Source organism: Bradyrhizobium sp. CCBAU 51745, from assembly GCF_028128715.1.
GTDB lineage: Bacteria > Pseudomonadota > Alphaproteobacteria > Rhizobiales > Xanthobacteraceae > Bradyrhizobium > Bradyrhizobium manausense.
In genome coordinates this window covers 224,851-239,998 of the sequence record NZ_LBJP01000088.1, presented here as the reverse complement: position 1 = coordinate 239,998, position 15,148 = coordinate 224,851, and the positions used below count along the sequence as shown (strand labels likewise).

General features: G+C 63.5%; 14 protein-coding genes. 8 read left to right on the top strand and 6 right to left on the bottom strand.

The genetic code is table 11. The annotated features are described in order from the left end of the window. Positions 1 to 85: 85 nt before the first annotated feature. Complete coding sequence (locus XH98_RS30230) at positions 86 to 2,680, bottom strand: CHAT domain-containing tetratricopeptide repeat protein (RefSeq protein ID WP_271620769.1); 2,595 nt, start codon at positions 2,678 to 2,680, stop codon at positions 86 to 88. A 78-nt stretch (positions 2,681 to 2,758) separates the two neighbouring features. Beyond that, entirely contained in the window at positions 2,759 to 3,505 is a 747-nt protein-coding gene (locus XH98_RS30225) for a HugZ family pyridoxamine 5'-phosphate oxidase (protein ID WP_271620768.1), read from the bottom strand. 239 nt (positions 3,506 to 3,744) lie between these two features. On the opposite strand from XH98_RS30225, the gene XH98_RS30220 reads away from it, so the two are divergent. The 5 genes from XH98_RS30220 to XH98_RS30200 all read left to right on the top strand — a co-directional run bounded on the left by XH98_RS30220 (position 3,745) and on the right by XH98_RS30200 (position 7,763). After that, the gene (locus tag XH98_RS30220; protein ID WP_027535781.1) at positions 3,745 to 4,446 is read left to right on the top strand and encodes a response regulator transcription factor; all 702 of its coding nucleotides are present in this window, start codon (positions 3,745 to 3,747) and stop codon (positions 4,444 to 4,446) included. Positions 4,447 to 4,558: 112 nt separating this feature from the next. Further along, positions 4,559 to 6,349, top strand: coding sequence for a sensor histidine kinase (locus XH98_RS30215; RefSeq protein ID WP_271603502.1), 1,791 nt, complete (start codon positions 4,559 to 4,561; stop codon positions 6,347 to 6,349). Between the two features lie 26 nt (positions 6,350 to 6,375). Beyond that, entirely contained in the window at positions 6,376 to 6,840 is a 465-nt protein-coding gene (locus XH98_RS30210) for an HPr kinase/phosphorylase (RefSeq protein WP_271620767.1), read from the top strand. 207 nt (positions 6,841 to 7,047) lie between these two features. Further along, complete coding sequence (locus tag XH98_RS30205; protein WP_007597752.1) at positions 7,048 to 7,449, top strand: PTS sugar transporter subunit IIA; 402 nt, start codon at positions 7,048 to 7,050, stop codon at positions 7,447 to 7,449. Next, the gene (locus tag XH98_RS30200) at positions 7,446 to 7,763 is read left to right on the top strand and encodes an HPr family phosphocarrier protein (RefSeq protein WP_057744504.1); all 318 of its coding nucleotides are present in this window, start codon (positions 7,446 to 7,448) and stop codon (positions 7,761 to 7,763) included. Before XH98_RS30205 ends, XH98_RS30200 begins: the two co-directional genes overlap by 4 nt. Positions 7,764 to 7,772: 9 nt before the next feature. On the opposite strand, the gene XH98_RS30195 is transcribed toward XH98_RS30200, so the two are convergent. After that, a complete protein-coding gene (locus XH98_RS30195) occupies positions 7,773 to 9,398 on the bottom strand; it encodes a glycosyltransferase family 39 protein (RefSeq protein WP_271603500.1) in 1,626 nt (541 codons plus the stop codon). A 114-nt stretch (positions 9,399 to 9,512) separates the two neighbouring features. Here XH98_RS30195 and lepA point away from each other — a divergent pair, with 114 nt between their 5' ends. Beyond that, a complete protein-coding gene (lepA, locus tag XH98_RS30190) occupies positions 9,513 to 11,324 on the top strand; it encodes a translation elongation factor 4 (RefSeq protein ID WP_271603499.1) in 1,812 nt (603 codons plus the stop codon). 193 nt (positions 11,325 to 11,517) lie between these two features. On the opposite strand, the gene XH98_RS30185 is transcribed toward lepA, so the two are convergent. Next, positions 11,518 to 11,700 (bottom strand): hypothetical protein, encoded by a 183-nt coding sequence (locus XH98_RS30185; RefSeq protein ID WP_271620766.1) that lies wholly within the window; start codon positions 11,698 to 11,700, stop codon positions 11,518 to 11,520. A 123-nt stretch (positions 11,701 to 11,823) separates the two neighbouring features. Here XH98_RS30185 and XH98_RS30180 point away from each other — a divergent pair, with 123 nt between their 5' ends. Both XH98_RS30180 and XH98_RS30175 read left to right on the top strand, forming a co-directional pair. Continuing rightward, positions 11,824 to 12,366 carry an AAA family ATPase gene (locus XH98_RS30180; protein WP_442868649.1) on the top strand — a complete coding sequence of 181 codons (543 nt, stop codon included), beginning with the start codon at positions 11,824 to 11,826 and terminating at the stop codon, positions 12,364 to 12,366. Between the two features lie 223 nt (positions 12,367 to 12,589). Beyond that, complete coding sequence (locus tag XH98_RS30175) at positions 12,590 to 12,904, top strand: GNAT family N-acetyltransferase (protein ID WP_271620799.1); 315 nt, start codon at positions 12,590 to 12,592, stop codon at positions 12,902 to 12,904. Between the two features lie 20 nt (positions 12,905 to 12,924). Here the strand turns inward: XH98_RS30175 and XH98_RS30170 are convergent, their stop codons facing one another. Further along, positions 12,925 to 14,331 carry an FAD-dependent oxidoreductase gene (locus XH98_RS30170; RefSeq protein WP_271620764.1) on the bottom strand — a complete coding sequence of 469 codons (1,407 nt, stop codon included), beginning with the start codon at positions 14,329 to 14,331 and terminating at the stop codon, positions 12,925 to 12,927. A 342-nt stretch (positions 14,332 to 14,673) separates the two neighbouring features. Further along, positions 14,674 to 14,928: a DUF2933 domain-containing protein gene (locus XH98_RS30165; RefSeq protein WP_271620763.1), complete on the bottom strand. Its 255-nt coding sequence runs from the start codon at positions 14,926 to 14,928 to the stop codon at positions 14,674 to 14,676. Between the last annotated feature and the right edge of the window lie 220 nt (positions 14,929 to 15,148).

Sequence of the window (15,148 nt, the reverse complement as noted above, 5' to 3'; positions counted from 1 at the left end):
GCATCGAAAATCCACTAATGGTCGCGCAACCAATTGCCGCTTTCGGCGTTATCGAATGTTTTGCGATGCACAATGCCGTGCTGTTCTATCGTACCGCGCCTTCGCCAATCAGCGCGAATGGCCCCCACATCGCGGGATACGCATTGCGCGGCGACGAAGGATCATCAGCATAGGTTAACATCGCGCGCCGAAGGGCTTCGGCTCGACCGATTCCTGGTTCGTTTTTGAGCAGATCGAAAGTCGAAGTGGTCAAGCGCGTGGCAGCTTCTGAATCCACGGCCCAATGCGAAACGAGCAGCGCGCGTGCGCCGGCGTAGAAGAAGGCGCGCGCCAATCCAGACAGCGCCTCGGCACCGGGCTTGTCGCCAGCGATGGTGTTGCAGGCCGAGAGCACGACCCAATCTGCATTGAGCTTGAGCTGCGCAACCTCGCTCGCCGTGAGCAGACCGTCGTCGAGCTCGGAAGGCTGATCGGGAATCGAGAGCGCAAGCGACGGCTCGCCTACACCCTTGATATCGCCGGCGACGAGGCCGTGGGTCGCGAAGTAAATGATGCCGTATTGAGCAAGCGCTGCACGCTTGAGCGTCGTCTCGCTGGCATCGCGGCCGAGATGGATGTCGGCATCGCTCGCGCCGACGTCTTTCGCGACGGCGTCCAATTCGTCTGCGGTGTCGGGAAGCTGCGGCAGCGCCTGTGCGAGCCGCGCACGATCGACGCCTGCACCACGCCAGAAGTCGGTATAGGCTGATGTCGCGAGATTGCGCGCGGCAACTTTTCCGCTTGCTGCACGCCGATCGGAAGGAGCGCCCTCGGCGGGATTGAACACGGGATCGCCAAAGCCGGTCATCGGCTTGACGCCCTCGTCCTTGCGCGCGAAAGCCCGCAGCGACTTCAGGCTGACGACCGATGGCAGCACCGAGACGGCGTGACGCCGCAGCAGCCAGGCCGCGCTGCGATAGCCCTCAAGCGTATCCGGGATCGCAGCTTGCGGCGGCTCCGTGACGAGCAGGTGAAACGGCAGCGCGGTCAGGGCGCCCGATGGCACCATGAGCAGACTGCGTTTGTCCTTGATCAGCGCCTCAACGGGACCGAGCAGCGTGACATAAAGCTCGTTGGCGAGCGCAAGGTCGAACAAGCCTGATTTGCCGGAGCCATCGCGGGCCTTGCCGACATCGAGACCTCTGCGGAACGCGCTCACCTTCTGGGCCAGCGCGTCTGCGCCAAGCGGAATCTCTTTCCACTCCGCGCTCTCGCGCGTGATGGCGATGACATAGCCGCGCTTGTCGACGACGGAATAGAGCACCATCGCCTCATCGCTAGACAGCAGCGGCTGCACGTCCTTGATCGTCAGGGGCAGCGGGTTGGAGAGTGAGGCGTAGTCGGGAAACTCGACGGCAAGCGTCTTCTGCAACGCCGCGCGCTCGCTCGCGATCGCCGCGATCCGCACACGACTGCGCTGCTCGGAGGCGACGTCGCGTTGCGCCGATGATTTCGACACGGCCGCGATGATCGCCTTGTCGAGCGCGTCGGATTCGGCCGCGAGATCCTGGTCCTTGCGCACCAGCTCGGCGAGCCGGTCGGTGCCTGCGGCAAGCCTTACTGCAAGCTTGTTCACGGCCGAAGCGGCGGACGATTGCGTGCCACGCTGGATCGCGGCCAGCGCCTCGTCCAGCACCTTGTCATCAGCCAGCAGGGCTTGCTGGCGCGCGGCAAACAGGATCGGCAGCACCACACGCAGCTGCGCGCGATCGCCCGCGAGGGTTTTTTCCGCGAGCGGCAATGCGTCCGCAATTCGCCCTGATGCATAGAGGAAATAAGCGAGATTGCTGGTCGATGTCGCGACATCGGGATGATCGGGCCCGAGCGCATGCTCGCGGATGGCGCGGGCGCGGCGATACAGCGGCTCGGCATCGGCATAGCGCTGCTGGTGTTCGTAGAGTCCGGCGAGATTGTTCAGGGACCGCGCGACGTCGGGATGATCAACTCCCAACACCTTCTCGCGGATCGCGAGCGAGCGCTTGATCGGGGCCTCGGCCTCGGCATCACGGCCGAGATCGCGATCAAGCTGGCCAAGATTGTTCAGCAGCGTCGCGACCGCGGGATGCTCGGGACCGCCGACTTTCTGATAGATCGCGAGCGCGCGCTGGAACAGCGGCTCGGCCTCCGCAAAGTGCTCCTGCTTCACATAGAGCGTGGCGAGATTGTTGAGGGACTGGCCGACATCGGGATGCTCGCGCGACAGCGCCTTCTCGCGGATGGCCAGTGCGCGCTTGAACAGCGGCTCGGCGTCAGCAAAGCGGCCCTGTCGCTGATCGAGCGCGGCGAGATTGTTCAGCACGGGCGCAATCTCGACGCTGTCGAGGCCGGTCCCCTTCTCCATCAGCGCGATGGCACGCTTGTAGATCGGCTCAGCCTGATCGTCGTGCCCTTGGTCGGCATAGATCTGCGCGAGGTTGTTGAGTGCGGCGGCGAGATCACGGTTATTGCTGGTCTTCTCGAGCGCAGCCACCATGGCCTGCGCCAGCGGCAAGGCTTCGGAATATTTGCCGGCGGTTCTCAGTGCATTGATGCGCGCGCTCTGCGCGGCCAGACTGCCCGTCTGGGCGAGGCCGGGCGTGGCATGGGATGCGGCGATCGCAAGCGCGAGGCCCGCGACCAATGCCAAACGACGACTTACCATGAACCCTCGCTGCCAACCTCGGACCGATCACGATCTTGGGTCGCAGCGTTGGGAGGCGACGTTCAAAATGTGTCGCAGCTAGTCCGCTTTTTGGCCCACCTTGGCGCGCGCTTCGCCCGCCAGGCGGACCAGCATCTTGCGCAGCGCCGTGCCATCAGTGACCCGCTCCGGAAAATCGAGCCGCAACGCGGTCTGGCCGTCCTGCATGTCGAGGCCCTCAGGGTCGCAGCCGGTGCAGCGCCAATCCCCCTCGGCCGCGCCCAGCAGCTTCGTTGCATAAAGGCCCAGGGCCTCGCGGTGGTCGGCATTCATATGCTCGACAGCGCCCGCCTCCGCCGCCAGCAGGTCCTCGGCGCCGGCGAGGTCCGTGAGGAACTGCTCGGGTTTGAGATCGATAATCCGGCCAAACCCGGCGACCAGATGGGTTCCCGAAGGGATGATCCGGAAGAACGAAAAATCCTTAAATGAGACAAAGGCTTCTGCCGCCGGATGGGCACTGAGATACCGCCGCTGGAGCAAATCCTTCTCATTCTCAGCCCGCTCGGCGCGGCCCGACAGCATGATCCGGGCGCCTTCCAGCGGATCGCCGGAGGCGCGCTCGTCCAGCATCAGGGAGACCCTGTTGTCGGCGAGGATATTCCTGGTGTGGACCGCCAATCGAGAGATCAGCAGGATCGGCGAGCCGTCGGGGTGGCTCGCCAGATTGACCAGGGAACAATAGGGATCGCCGCTGCCAGCCATGAGGGTTGCGAGCGCGCCCTGCCGCGAGCGCCTCAGCAGCGATTTGGCGAGCTGTTGGGGAACAAAATCAGGGGTCGGTTGCATAGGCTTTCTCGGCTCAGGTGGTTGCAAGGCGGGCCTTTTTTCGGGTAAACCCGAGCCCGGTTATGGGTCGATATGCGGCGAATCCGCCGTGTTTCGTGGAACTTGGTCACACTTCAGCCCAGCTTGCATTGCTCGGTGACAAGGTTCGAATGCCAATTCGGCACCCATGTATGCGGCGCATCACTGGATTGCTCGCCGTTTAAGCCACGACCCAAACGGAAAGCAGAAAGCAGAGGCTCATGCCCACAATCGCTTTGGTCGACGACGACCGCAACATTCTCACATCCGTCTCGATCGCGCTGGAAGCCGAAGGCTATCGCATCATGACCTACACCGACGGCGCCTCGGCGCTGGACGGCTTCCGCACCACCCAGCCTGATCTCGCCATCCTCGACATCAAGATGCCGCGCATGGACGGCATGGAGACGCTGCGCCGCCTCAGGCAAAAGTCCGACCTGCCGGTGATCTTCCTGACCTCCAAGGACGAGGAGATCGACGAGCTGTTCGGCCTCAAGATGGGCGCGGACGATTTCATCCGCAAACCGTTCTCGCAGCGCCTGCTGGTCGAGCGCGTCAAGGCGGTGCTGCGCCGCTCGGCGCCGAAGGATCCGACCGTCGCGCCGAAGGAGAACGACGCCAAGGCGCTCGACCGCGGCCTGCTGCGCATGGATCCGGAACGCCATACCTGCACCTGGAAGAACGAGCCGGTCACGCTGACCGTCACCGAATTCCTGATTCTGCAGGCGCTGGCGACCCGGCCCGGCGTGGTCAAGAGCCGCAACGCGCTGATGGACGCCGCCTATGACGACCAGGTCTATGTCGACGACCGCACCATCGACAGCCACATCAAGCGGCTGCGCAAGAAGTTCAAGGTGGTCGACAACGATTTCGAGATGATCGAGACGCTCTACGGCGTCGGCTACCGCTTCAAGGAAGCCTGAGGCGCTACGCGCCTTCACAAAGAGCTCAAGCCTGGTTCTGATTCCATCGGGACCGGGCTTGCTCTAGGATGCGGGACCGTCGCAACGAGCTGTCCTAACGCGGGCGTAAGCATTGCTTGACCGAACGCAGCCTGATCAGAGTTCGAACGCCGAGGACATTGCATCCCACGGCGCCTCGGACCATGAGGACAAGCCGGTTGCAAGAGGCTGGGGGCCGCTGAACTGGCTCAAGCGCGCCGGACAGTTCTTCTTCGCACTGTCGTTCTCGAGCCTGACCCGCCGCATCGTCTCGCTCAACCTTGCCGGCCTCGTCGCGCTGGTCGCAAGCATCCTGTATTTGTCGCAGTTCCGCGCCGGCCTGATCGACGCCCGCGCGCAGAGCCTCCTGGTGCAAGCCGAGATCATCGCTGGCGCCATCGGGGCATCCGCAACGGTGCAGACCAATGCGATCACCGTCGATCCCGAGCGGCTGCTCGACCTGAAGCTGGGCGAGAGCTACGGCGGAGTGGATGATTCGCTGGATTTTCCGATCAACCCCGAGCGCGTGGCGCCGGTGTTGAGCACGCTGATCTCGCCAACCAAGACCCGCGCGCGGATCTTCGATCCCAACGGAAGCGTGCTGCTCGACAGCCGCGATCTCGATGTCGTTCGGGGCTTTCCGCTGCCGCCCCTGTCGGAAAAACCAGGCGTGATCGAGCGCGTCAAGGCCGCGGTGCGCACCTGGCTGAACCGCGGCGACTTGCCGCTCTATCGCGAGCTCGGGCGCGAAAACGGCAATGGCTATGTCGAAGTCGCCGGTGCGCTCCAGGGCCAGAAGCGCTCGATGGTGCGGGTCAATTCGCGCGGCGAGGTGATCGTCTCGGTTGCCGTCCCGGTGCAGCGCTCGCGCGCCATTCATGGCGCGCTGATGCTATCGACCCAGGGCGATGAAATCGATCAGATGGTCACGGCCGAGCGCCTCGCGATCCTCAAGGTCGGCGGTGTCGCCGCGGCGGTGATGATCATGCTGTCGCTGCTGCTGGCGAGCACGATCGCGGGCCCGGTGCGCCGGCTCGCAGACAGTGCCGAACGCGTCCGCCGCCGCATCAAGACCCGCGTCGAGATTCCCGACTTCACGCGCCGCCGCGACGAGATCGGCCACCTCTCCGGCGCGCTGCGCGACATGACCAACGCGCTCTACAAGCGGATCGAGGCGATCGAGATGTTCGCCGCTGACGTCGCTCATGAACTGAAGAACCCGCTGACCTCGCTGCGCTCGGCGGTCGAGACCATGCCGCTGGCGCGCAATGAGAACAGCCGCGCCCGCCTGCTCGAAGTGATCGAGCACGACGTCAAGCGGCTCGACCGGCTGATCTCTGACATCTCCGACGCAAGCCGGCTCGATGCCGAATTGCAGCGCCAGGATGCGATCCCGGTCGATCTCAAGCGGCTGCTCGGCACGCTGGTAGCGGTTGCCAATGAAACAAAACTCGGCCACGACGTCGCCGTCGAGGCACGCTTCGAGGGCCGCAGCCCGACCGATACGTTCGCTGTCAGCGGCCATGATTCGCGGCTCGGTCAGGTGATCTCCAACCTGCTCTCCAATGCGCAATCCTTTTCGGAAGCCGGCAGCAAGGTGCGCCTGACCTGCCGCCGGGTCCGCGGCGAAATCGAGATCGTGGTCGACGACGACGGCCCCGGCATCCGCGACGACGCGCTGGAGCGCATCTTCGAGCGCTTCTACACCGACCGGCCGCACCAGGGCTTCGGCCAGAATTCCGGCCTCGGCCTCTCGATCTCCAAGCAGATCGTCGACGCCCATGGCGGGCGGATCTGGGCCGAGAACCGCGCTGGCCCCGCCGACGAAGACGGCGCACCGACGGTTGCCGGCGCGCGCTTCGTGGTGAGGCTGCCGGCGCTATGAGCCAAGGCAGTCTGAACGAAGGCAGGTTGAACGAAGGCAGGTTGAACAACGGCGGGCCGAGCGTTCACGCCTCCGCGGTCAAGGTCGGGTCGTCGGCGGTGCTGATCCGCGGGCCGTCCGGCGCCGGCAAATCGCGCCTTGCCTTCGATTTGATCATGGCGGGCCGTTCGGGGGTGGTCGAAAGCTCCGTCCTGGTCGGCGACGACCGTGTCCATCTGGCGACAGTTGGCCAGGAAATTGAAGTGCGCCCCGTCCCTGTCCTGGCTGGCCTGATCGAGATTCGCGGGCTCGGAATCCGCTGCTGCGACTTCGTGGAGCATGCGACGGTCGGCCTTGTGGTCGATCTGGACGCCGAAGACGCCGAGCGACTGCCGCCGCCGGAATCGCTGAAAACCACAATTTTCGGTGTCGAAATACCGCGAATCCCTGTTGGCCGCGGCTATTCGCCCCTTCCCTTGGTTGTTGCGGCCTTGACTACTACCAAGAGTTAACCTTCGACTAACGCTTCAGCCGATTGTTTGAAGGGAAATGGTAACCATATGAACCCCACACTCGCGACCGAGTAGACCGGCGCAGCTCCCCTCATCCATCCGTCTAGATTCAGGGAGATACGCAACATCCCCTCTTGCGCGGGGGCTCTGGATGGTCAAAGTGGCGCGTTCGTGCGGCGCACCAAAAGCGCCCGCGGGAGTTTTCCGATGATTGGTCTAGTACTTGTGACCCACGGGCGCCTTGCCGACGAATTCAAGGCGGCGCTTGAGCATGTGATGGGTCCACAAAAGCAAATCGAAGCGATTACGATCGGCGCTGAAGACGATTCCGATCTCTGCCGAAGCGACATCATCGAGGCGGTTAACCGCGTCGATTCAGGCGACGGTGTTGCGATCCTCACCGACATGTTCGGCGGCACGCCGTCGAACCTTGCGATTTCCTGCATGAGCCGGCCCAAGGTCGAAGTGCTCGCGGGTATCAACCTGCCCATGCTGGTGAAGCTCGCCAAGGTACGTGAGGAGCGCCCGCTGCCGGACGCGATCGCGATGGCTCAGGAAGCCGGCCGTAAATACGTCACCATCGCCAGCCGCGTGCTCGCCGGCAAATGAGCGACGACGCGCCACAAGCCGGGGCGGGCGCGCCCGCCGGCGCGATCTCCAAAGAGCTCCTGATCATCAACAAGCGCGGCCTGCACGCCCGCGCCTCGGCGAAATTCGTCCAGGCGGTGGAGCGCTTCAACGCGCAGGTGTGGGTGACGCGCGGCGGCGAGACCGTCGGCGGCACCTCGATCATGGGCCTGATGATGCTTGCCGCAGGACCGGGGACCACGATCACGGTCGCGGCAGCCGGCACTGATGCGGAAGCTGCGCTTGCGGCAATCACCGAACTCGTTGAAAGCAAATTCAACGAGGAGGGCGTTTAGGCGTCGCGATCACTTCGCCGGCGGGGCAATGTAGATGTTCCACGTCATCGCCGGGCCCGCCTTGCCATGGGTGAATCGGCGCGTGGTCATCACGATCCGCTCGGCGTTCGGCGCGATCTCCGACACCCATTTCTCGAACGCGGGCAGGCGGCCGTCGGTCGGATCGAACACGCCGATGAAGCCGTATCTCTTGACGTCGTCGAGTGACGACAGTCCGGAGCTCCAGGCCTCGTTCGGGATGAACGCGACCGGATGGTCGGGGCTGTAGAACACCATCGGCTGGATCGACTCCATCGTGCCGGCGACGACCGCCCAGCGCGAGGCGAAGCGGGAATGCCAGGCTTGCGTCAGCTCGCGCGCGAGCTCGGAGCGCGCGCCGTAGGTCGCCGTGTTGTCCTTGTTCGCCGCCATCTCGCGCGCAGCGATCCAGGGCGAAGCGACGAGCGTCGCGACGCTGAGCACGAGCCAGATCGCTACGATGTTGAACAGCACGGCGCTCTGCACCCGCAGCGCAGGAATCGCGACCAGCGCCAAGGGCACCAGGAAGAACAGCGAGATGCCCCAGTCGGTCTTCATATAGATGCTGAAGGCGAGCGCGCCGAGCGGCGGGCCGACCGCGACGATGATCTGGATGATCCAGATATTGCGCGCCTGGGAAACATCGACGCCGGGATTGACGCCGCGCGCCCAAGCCCGCGTGACGATGCGCAAGGGTGCGCGCAACAGCAGGGTCCACCATGGCGGTACCAGCGCCATCGCAAGTGCGGCGAGCGTGACGGGGAGAGCCAGCAGCGCGGCATTGTGCAGGACGTAACCGAGCACGAGCTGATGCACGAGACCGGCGTCCTCGATGCTGTAGGTATCGCCGGCATAGGTCAGCGGCACGAAATGCGAATCCGCCAGCCAGATGATGTGCGGGATCATCGCAACGGCCATCGTCGCGATCGCGACCCAGGGCGCCGGCGACAGCAGGAACCGCATCCGTTCCGGATGGATCAGCGCGGCAAGGCCGATGGCGCCGATCATGGTCAGCACCCAGTATTTGGTCATCAGCGCCAGCGCGCCGGCGAGCCCGAGCCAGACTCCGGACTGCCAGCTCCGCTTCTCGAACGCGTTGAGATAAGCGTGCACGACGAGCGGCAGCGTCACCAGCTGCAAAAGATCGGGGTTGTACTTGAAACCCTTGAAATTGAAGATCGGGTAGAGCGCGACCATCACCACGACCAGGAAGGCGCGGCGCGGATCGACCACACGCAAGCTCACCAGCCAGCAGATCACCATGCCGACGCTGACGGTCGCCATCGCCAGCGCATAGGTCGCCCAGTCCGTCGCGGGAAAGACCTTGAACCAGAGCCCGGCGATCCAGCCCGACAGCGGCGGATGCTTGCCATAGCCCCACAGGAATTTCTGGCCCCAGCCCCAGGCTTCTGCGACGTCCATGTGAACGTCCTGCGCTGCCTTGAGATTGATCAGGATGAAGGTCCAGATCACCGCATGGAGGATGGCCAGCTGGATCACCAGCCAGAGCCGGGCGGAGGGGGCGATCGCGTAGGCAACCAGCCAGGCCCGGAAGCGGTCAAAGCTGACCCGGGCTTTTACGCGCGGTCGGGCGGAGGGGATCGAGGTGGTGGACATGGGCGCTTGCGTAGCGCGTTTTGGACCATGGTGGAATCAGCTTGGCGTGAAGAAACGCCCTGAAAATACAGCAATATGGTTGCCGCACGGGGATGTGAGTGGTATCCCGCGCCCATGACGACCGTCCCCATTTCCAACATCCGCAATTTCTCCATCGTCGCCCATATCGACCATGGCAAATCGACGCTGGCCGACCGCCTGATCCAGATGACCGGCGGCCTCTCCGACCGCGAAATGGCGGGCAAGGAGCAGGTGCTCGATTCCATGGACATCGAGCGCGAGCGCGGCATCACCATCAAGGCGCAGACCGTGCGCCTTGCCTACCGCGCCAAGGACGGCAAGGATTACATCTTCAACCTGATGGACACGCCCGGCCATGTCGACTTCGCCTACGAGGTGTCGCGGTCGCTGGCGGCGTGCGAAGGTTCCCTGCTGGTGGTGGACGCCAGCCAGGGCGTCGAGGCGCAGACCCTCGCCAACGTCTACCAGGCGCTCGACAACAATCACGAGATCGTTCCGGTCCTGAACAAGGTCGACCTTCCCGCGGCCGAGCCCGAGAAGGTCAAGCAGCAGATCGAGGACGTCATCGGCATCGATGCGTCGGACGCGGTGATGATCTCGGCCAAGACCGGCCTCGGCATCCCCGATGTGCTGGAAGCCATCGTCACCCGCCTGCCGCCGCCGAAGGGCGATCGCGATGCGACGTTGAAGGCGCTGCTGGTCGACAGCTGGTACGACGTCTATCTCGGCGTCGTCGTTCTGGTGCGCATCGTCGACGGCACGATGAAGAAGGGCCAGCGCGTCCGCATGATGGGAACGGGCGCGGCCTACGACGTCGAGCGCGTCGGCTTCTTCACGCCGAAGATGCAGCAGGTCGACGAGCTCGGCCCCGGCGAGATCGGTTTCATCACCGCCGCGATCAAGGAAGTCGCAGACACCCGCGTCGGCGACACCATCACCGACGACCGCAAGCCCGTCACCGAGATGCTGCCGGGCTTCAAGCCGGCGATCCCCGTCGTGTTCTGCGGCCTGTTCCCGGTCGACGCCGACGACTTCGAGACGCTGCGCGCCGCGATGGGCAAGCTGCGGCTGAACGACGCCAGCTTCTCCTTCGAGATGGAGACCTCGGCCGCGCTCGGCTTCGGCTTCCGCTGCGGCTTCCTCGGCCTGCTCCACCTCGAGATCATCCAGGAGCGGCTGTCGCGCGAGTTCGACCTCAATCTGATCGCGACCGCGCCGAGCGTCATCTACAAGATGAAGCTGACCGACGGCACCGAGCTCGAGATCCACAATCCCGTCGACATGCCCGACGTCGTGAAGATCGAGGAGATCCAGGAGCCCTGGATCGAAGCGACGATCATGACCCCCGACGAATATCTCGGCAGCGTGCTGAAGCTGTGCCAGGACCGCCGCGGCGCGCAGAAGGAGCTGACCTATGTCGGCTCCCGCGCCATGGTGAAATACGATCTGCCGCTCAACGAGGTCGTGTTCGACTTCTACGACCGGCTGAAGTCGGTGTCGAAGGGCTACGCCTCGTTCGACTATCATCTCACCGATTACAAGCCGGCCGATCTCGTCAAGATGCAGATCCTGGTCAACGGCGAGCCGGTCGACGCGCTCTCGATGCTGGTCCACCGCACCCGCGCGGAGGGGCGCGGCCGCGCCATGGTCGAGAAGATGAAGGAGCTGATCCCGCCGCACATGTTCCAGATCCCGATCCAGGCGGCGATCGGCGGCAAGGTGATCGCGCGCGAGACCGTGCGCGCGCTGCGCAAGGACGTCACCGCGAAGTGCTACGGCGGCGACATCACGCGCAAGCGCAAGCTTCTGGAGAAGCAGAAGGAAGGCAAGAAGAAGATGCGGCAGTTCGGCAAGGTCGACATTCCGCAGGAAGCTTTCATTGCCGCGCTGAAGGTGGATAGCTGAGACCGGTCAGGGTTCGGCCCGGGATTTCGGGGCCCGACGGCGCAGATCTCGAAAACAACCCCATGCACAGTAGCCGACGCGTCAGCGGCGTTGCGATATTTCGATTTATACGAAACCGGCCTTGCTCCGTCGGGCAAAACAGTGGTATGGTGGCATCATGGCAGTGGTGCAACCGGCAGACGGCGCTGTCCCATCAAACCATTCCCGTCACCTTTGCGATATCGCCGGCACCAATGACGTTCTGATCCGCGTCCCAAGCAACCTGGCCGGACAGATGCACGACCACGTCGAATGGTGTGGGGACAGTGGCAACCTGCGCGAATCCATAGCGCGAGCTATCGAAGATTCCCGTGGGTATATGCATAGTTCGGCTCATGAGGGATTCCTTGGCCAAAGCGCCTGTCAGCGACATAGCGCCCGTAGGGTAGAAAGCCAGCAAAGGGAGAAAATCCGCCTATCGAGCGCCGCAACCTAGCGTGCTCGCTTCTTTTTTGCTACCTTGAGTAGATTGTCATTCAGCCATAATTTCATCCGCCCGCATCTGAATAAGCCGGCCCCTCGGAACAGCAATATGCCAACCGCTCACCTGATCCACGGATACATCGGTGCCGGGAAAACAACCTTCGCGCGGAGGCTGGAGCGAAAGTTGCCCGCCATCCGCTTCAGTCACGACGAATGGATGGCGCGTCTCTATGGCGGCGATCCTGCCGTTGATCGGTTTGCGGATTTCCACGACCGTGTCTCCAAGTTGATTGAGACGCACTGGACAAGATGCGTCGAGCTTGGGCTCGACGTGGTGCTCGATCTCGGCTTCTGGTCGCGAACCCAGCGGAGTCAGACCAGAGCGACCGCTGTGGCCTTGGGGGCCAGCGCGCGGCTCTATCGTTTAGAGTGTCCGGACGACGAAGCCTGGCGACGTGTCGAGCGGCGCAACTTGTATCTCGACGGAGGCCTGCATATCGTCCGACACACCTTCGACGCTCTCAAGAGCCGGTTTGAACCACTCGGAGACGACGAGGAGCGAATTGAAGTTGAACTCTAAGGCGCGATGAGATTCGGTTAAATTGTCATCGCGCTTTAGGTCGGATGCGGCTCTAACGGCGTCTCATGGGACTCCAAAAGTGGCGGACATTTCACTTGAACGAGTGGCTGATCAATTGCCGACCGGCTTCGCCGACCTGGAGGCGGACGCAATCGCGGATAGCCATCGGCACATGACCCGGCTGGCCACGGAATAGACAGAAACCCCTGCCGTTTTTCATGCAATCTACGCCTGCTATCTCGACAACAGACTCGCCGGGATCGGCGCAATGACCGACGAACCTGCCCTGGCGGGACAACCGACGTGGCGAATGCGACGGTTCTACGTGCATCGCGCGTTCAGGCGGCGCAATGTTGCCAAAGCCATTGCCACTGCGCTGTTGCAGAACGCCTCTGGCAGCGTTTCGACCCTGACCGTACATGCCGGCAATCAGACCGCGGCGCGGTTCTGGGAAGCGATTGGATTTCGCCGCGTTGCCGGTCTGGCCTGGTCTCACGAGAGAACAATGCCGGACGCAACAAACGCTCGGCCAACATGATCGCGATTTCGTCGCAGGGATCAGCCGTCCAGCAGCGCCGCCATCCGATCACGGTCGATGATGTTCGGGTCCGGCGGGAGCGAATAGCCCTCCATTGCAGCGAGTTTTGCGGCGATGCGCGGTCTGGCCATGACCTCCTGAGGCAGCGCAACGCACAGCGCGATTTCGATCATGCCACGGAGCACGTCGGCGTCCTCGGATGAGGCAAGGAGAAGCTTTGCCATGACCGGGTTGGGTGCCGGCATCGGCAGGCCCGCTTCCAGCGCGTTCATCTCGGCGATCCGCGCCCGATCCGCTGCGATCTGGTTTCGATAAAACGGACCGACCCGACGCTCGGTCTCGGCGTCGTATTCCAGGCAGAACGCTACGGGATCGTTGACGTGACGACGAGCGACGTCGCGGAGCACCTGTGCGTGCAGAAGACCGACGCTCAGGCCGCGTCCGGCGGACGGGTTGGTACACGCCCAGGCATCACCGACCGCGGCGTATCCCGTGATCACCGGCTGGCCATCGACGACAAACCGCCGGTAACGATCGATGACTCCTGCCATCAGAAGGACTGATGTGATCGGCTCTCCGTCCAGCCAATGGGCTTGCCGCGGGCATGCCGAAACCACACGATGGAACGTGGCTGGATCGCGCAAGGCACGCATCGCCTTGTTCCTTGACGAGGTATACAAGGTGACCGACCAGGTGTCGTTGTCCCCGTCCAGGGTCAGGATCGAGAACAAGCCCATCGGCGTGAGCGCGCGTCCCATCCTGCGCGGGCGCTGAGGCCCGGAAAAATATCTGGTAAAATAGGCGAAGTTGCTGTCTTCGGCTTCCTCGATCGGAGCGCGGCCTCCCGCGCCGGGAATCCATTCGCAGGCCGGGCTTCGCCGCCCCATGGCGTCTATGACGAGATCAGCGCGAATCTGTTCGCCCGATGTGGTGCGGACCCCGGTCACGTGCGGCACAGCACCGACAGCCGCTGCGCCCGTGATCAATTCGCGAACCTTGATGCCACGGCGGACGGTCACGTTGGGTGCGGCTTGCGCCATGGCGGCGACGGCCCATTCAACGATCGGTCTCCGCCCCGTGACGAAACGCAAGGCCTCATCACCGCGACGCGGTGCCTTGTCTGTCAGGGTCGGGGGAAGCGAGCGACTGTCGAGATAGTCCACCCAAACGCAGCCGGCGCCAAGCAACTCATCCGTCAAGCCAGGCAGTTCCTGATCGCTGATCATCCGAAACCGCGCAGTGAGGTTGTGAGGTTGCCTGAATTGGGCAACTCCCGGGCGCTCCCACGATTCCCATCCAATGGCGGACGCCGTGGGTCGATCTGCCGGATCAGCCTCCAGGACTGTGACGCGGTGGCCGTCGCGACCAAGCATCGCGGCTGCGCATAAGCCGATCACGCCCCCGCCGCAAATGACGACTTTGCTCATCCGTTCCTCCCTGGAGTTCGTCGGACGGCGAAGCCGAGGACTCGCCATCGTCGAAGGCGAACAGCAACGACACAAGTTCACGCGGACAAGGGTCGCCCAAGACATAGGTCGAGGTGGCGAAGGAGAGGTTCAAAGCTTCTCTGAGCTTTGCCTTGTGAGCCGAGTGTCAGAGGTGACGTTTTATTGGTCGGCGAGGCTCGTTGGCGACGTCTGGCCTCGCCGGCCGTATCCGATCTGCCTCCAAGAGCAGACGTATGGACGAGCATTAGGCGAACAATATGAGGACCGCCGAATTGACGATGACGAGGGTCCAGAGGCCCTTGGCGGGTGCCTCATCGTGCATCACACGCCCCTCGAATCGTTTCGCCTGTTACCGCCGTGACGATGGCCATGTCGGCCGTGCATGAACAAGTGCATCAGCGGACAGGCGAGGAGCGACAGCCAGACGAACAGCCCGAGCACATGCGCCCTGTGCTCGGTGAACAGGAGCAGGCCGGCGATGATCAGGAGGCCTATCAGCACGATGCCGGCCTTGGCTTTGGTCGACATGCCCTCTTGATGGCGCTCTCGATCGTCGGAATGGTCCTGCACCGACATAGCTATGCTCCTGCGATTGCCGGAGCTTAGCGGCGCGGTTGTTTTTATTGTTGATGCACGTCAAGCCTTCGGCGAAGGCCCCTTTGCCCGCCGAGGAATTTCACACGACGGTCAACAGGCCCGCTTCCGCATCCGGGCAAGCCCGAGACAGGCCAGGGCAAGCCGCAGAGCCGGGGGCCGTATGCACGCATCGTTAACCGGTGCGCCATCACGATCGGAT

What these genes read in the sequence shown, in the direction of transcription:
- XH98_RS30230 (WP_271620769.1), bottom strand. Translation starts at nt 2,680, where the DNA reads ATGGTAAGTCGTCGTTTGGCATTGGTCGCGGGCCTCGCGCTTGCGATC.
- XH98_RS30225 (WP_271620768.1), bottom strand. Translation starts at nt 3,505, where the DNA reads ATGCAACCGACCCCTGATTTTGTTCCCCAACAGCTCGCCAAATCGCTG.
- XH98_RS30220 (WP_027535781.1), top strand. Translation starts at nt 3,745, where the DNA reads ATGCCCACAATCGCTTTGGTCGACGACGACCGCAACATTCTCACATCC.
- XH98_RS30205 (WP_007597752.1), top strand. Translation starts at nt 7,048, where the DNA reads ATGATTGGTCTAGTACTTGTGACCCACGGGCGCCTTGCCGACGAATTC.
- XH98_RS30200 (WP_057744504.1), top strand. Translation starts at nt 7,446, where the DNA reads ATGAGCGACGACGCGCCACAAGCCGGGGCGGGCGCGCCCGCCGGCGCG.
- XH98_RS30195 (WP_271603500.1), bottom strand. Translation starts at nt 9,398, where the DNA reads ATGTCCACCACCTCGATCCCCTCCGCCCGACCGCGCGTAAAAGCCCGG.
- lepA (WP_271603499.1), top strand. Translation starts at nt 9,513, where the DNA reads ATGACGACCGTCCCCATTTCCAACATCCGCAATTTCTCCATCGTCGCC.
- XH98_RS30185 (WP_271620766.1), bottom strand. Translation starts at nt 11,700, where the DNA reads ATGAGCCGAACTATGCATATACCCACGGGAATCTTCGATAGCTCGCGC.
- XH98_RS30170 (WP_271620764.1), bottom strand. Translation starts at nt 14,331, where the DNA reads ATGAGCAAAGTCGTCATTTGCGGCGGGGGCGTGATCGGCTTATGCGCA.
- XH98_RS30165 (WP_271620763.1), bottom strand. Translation starts at nt 14,928, where the DNA reads ATGTCGGTGCAGGACCATTCCGACGATCGAGAGCGCCATCAAGAGGGC.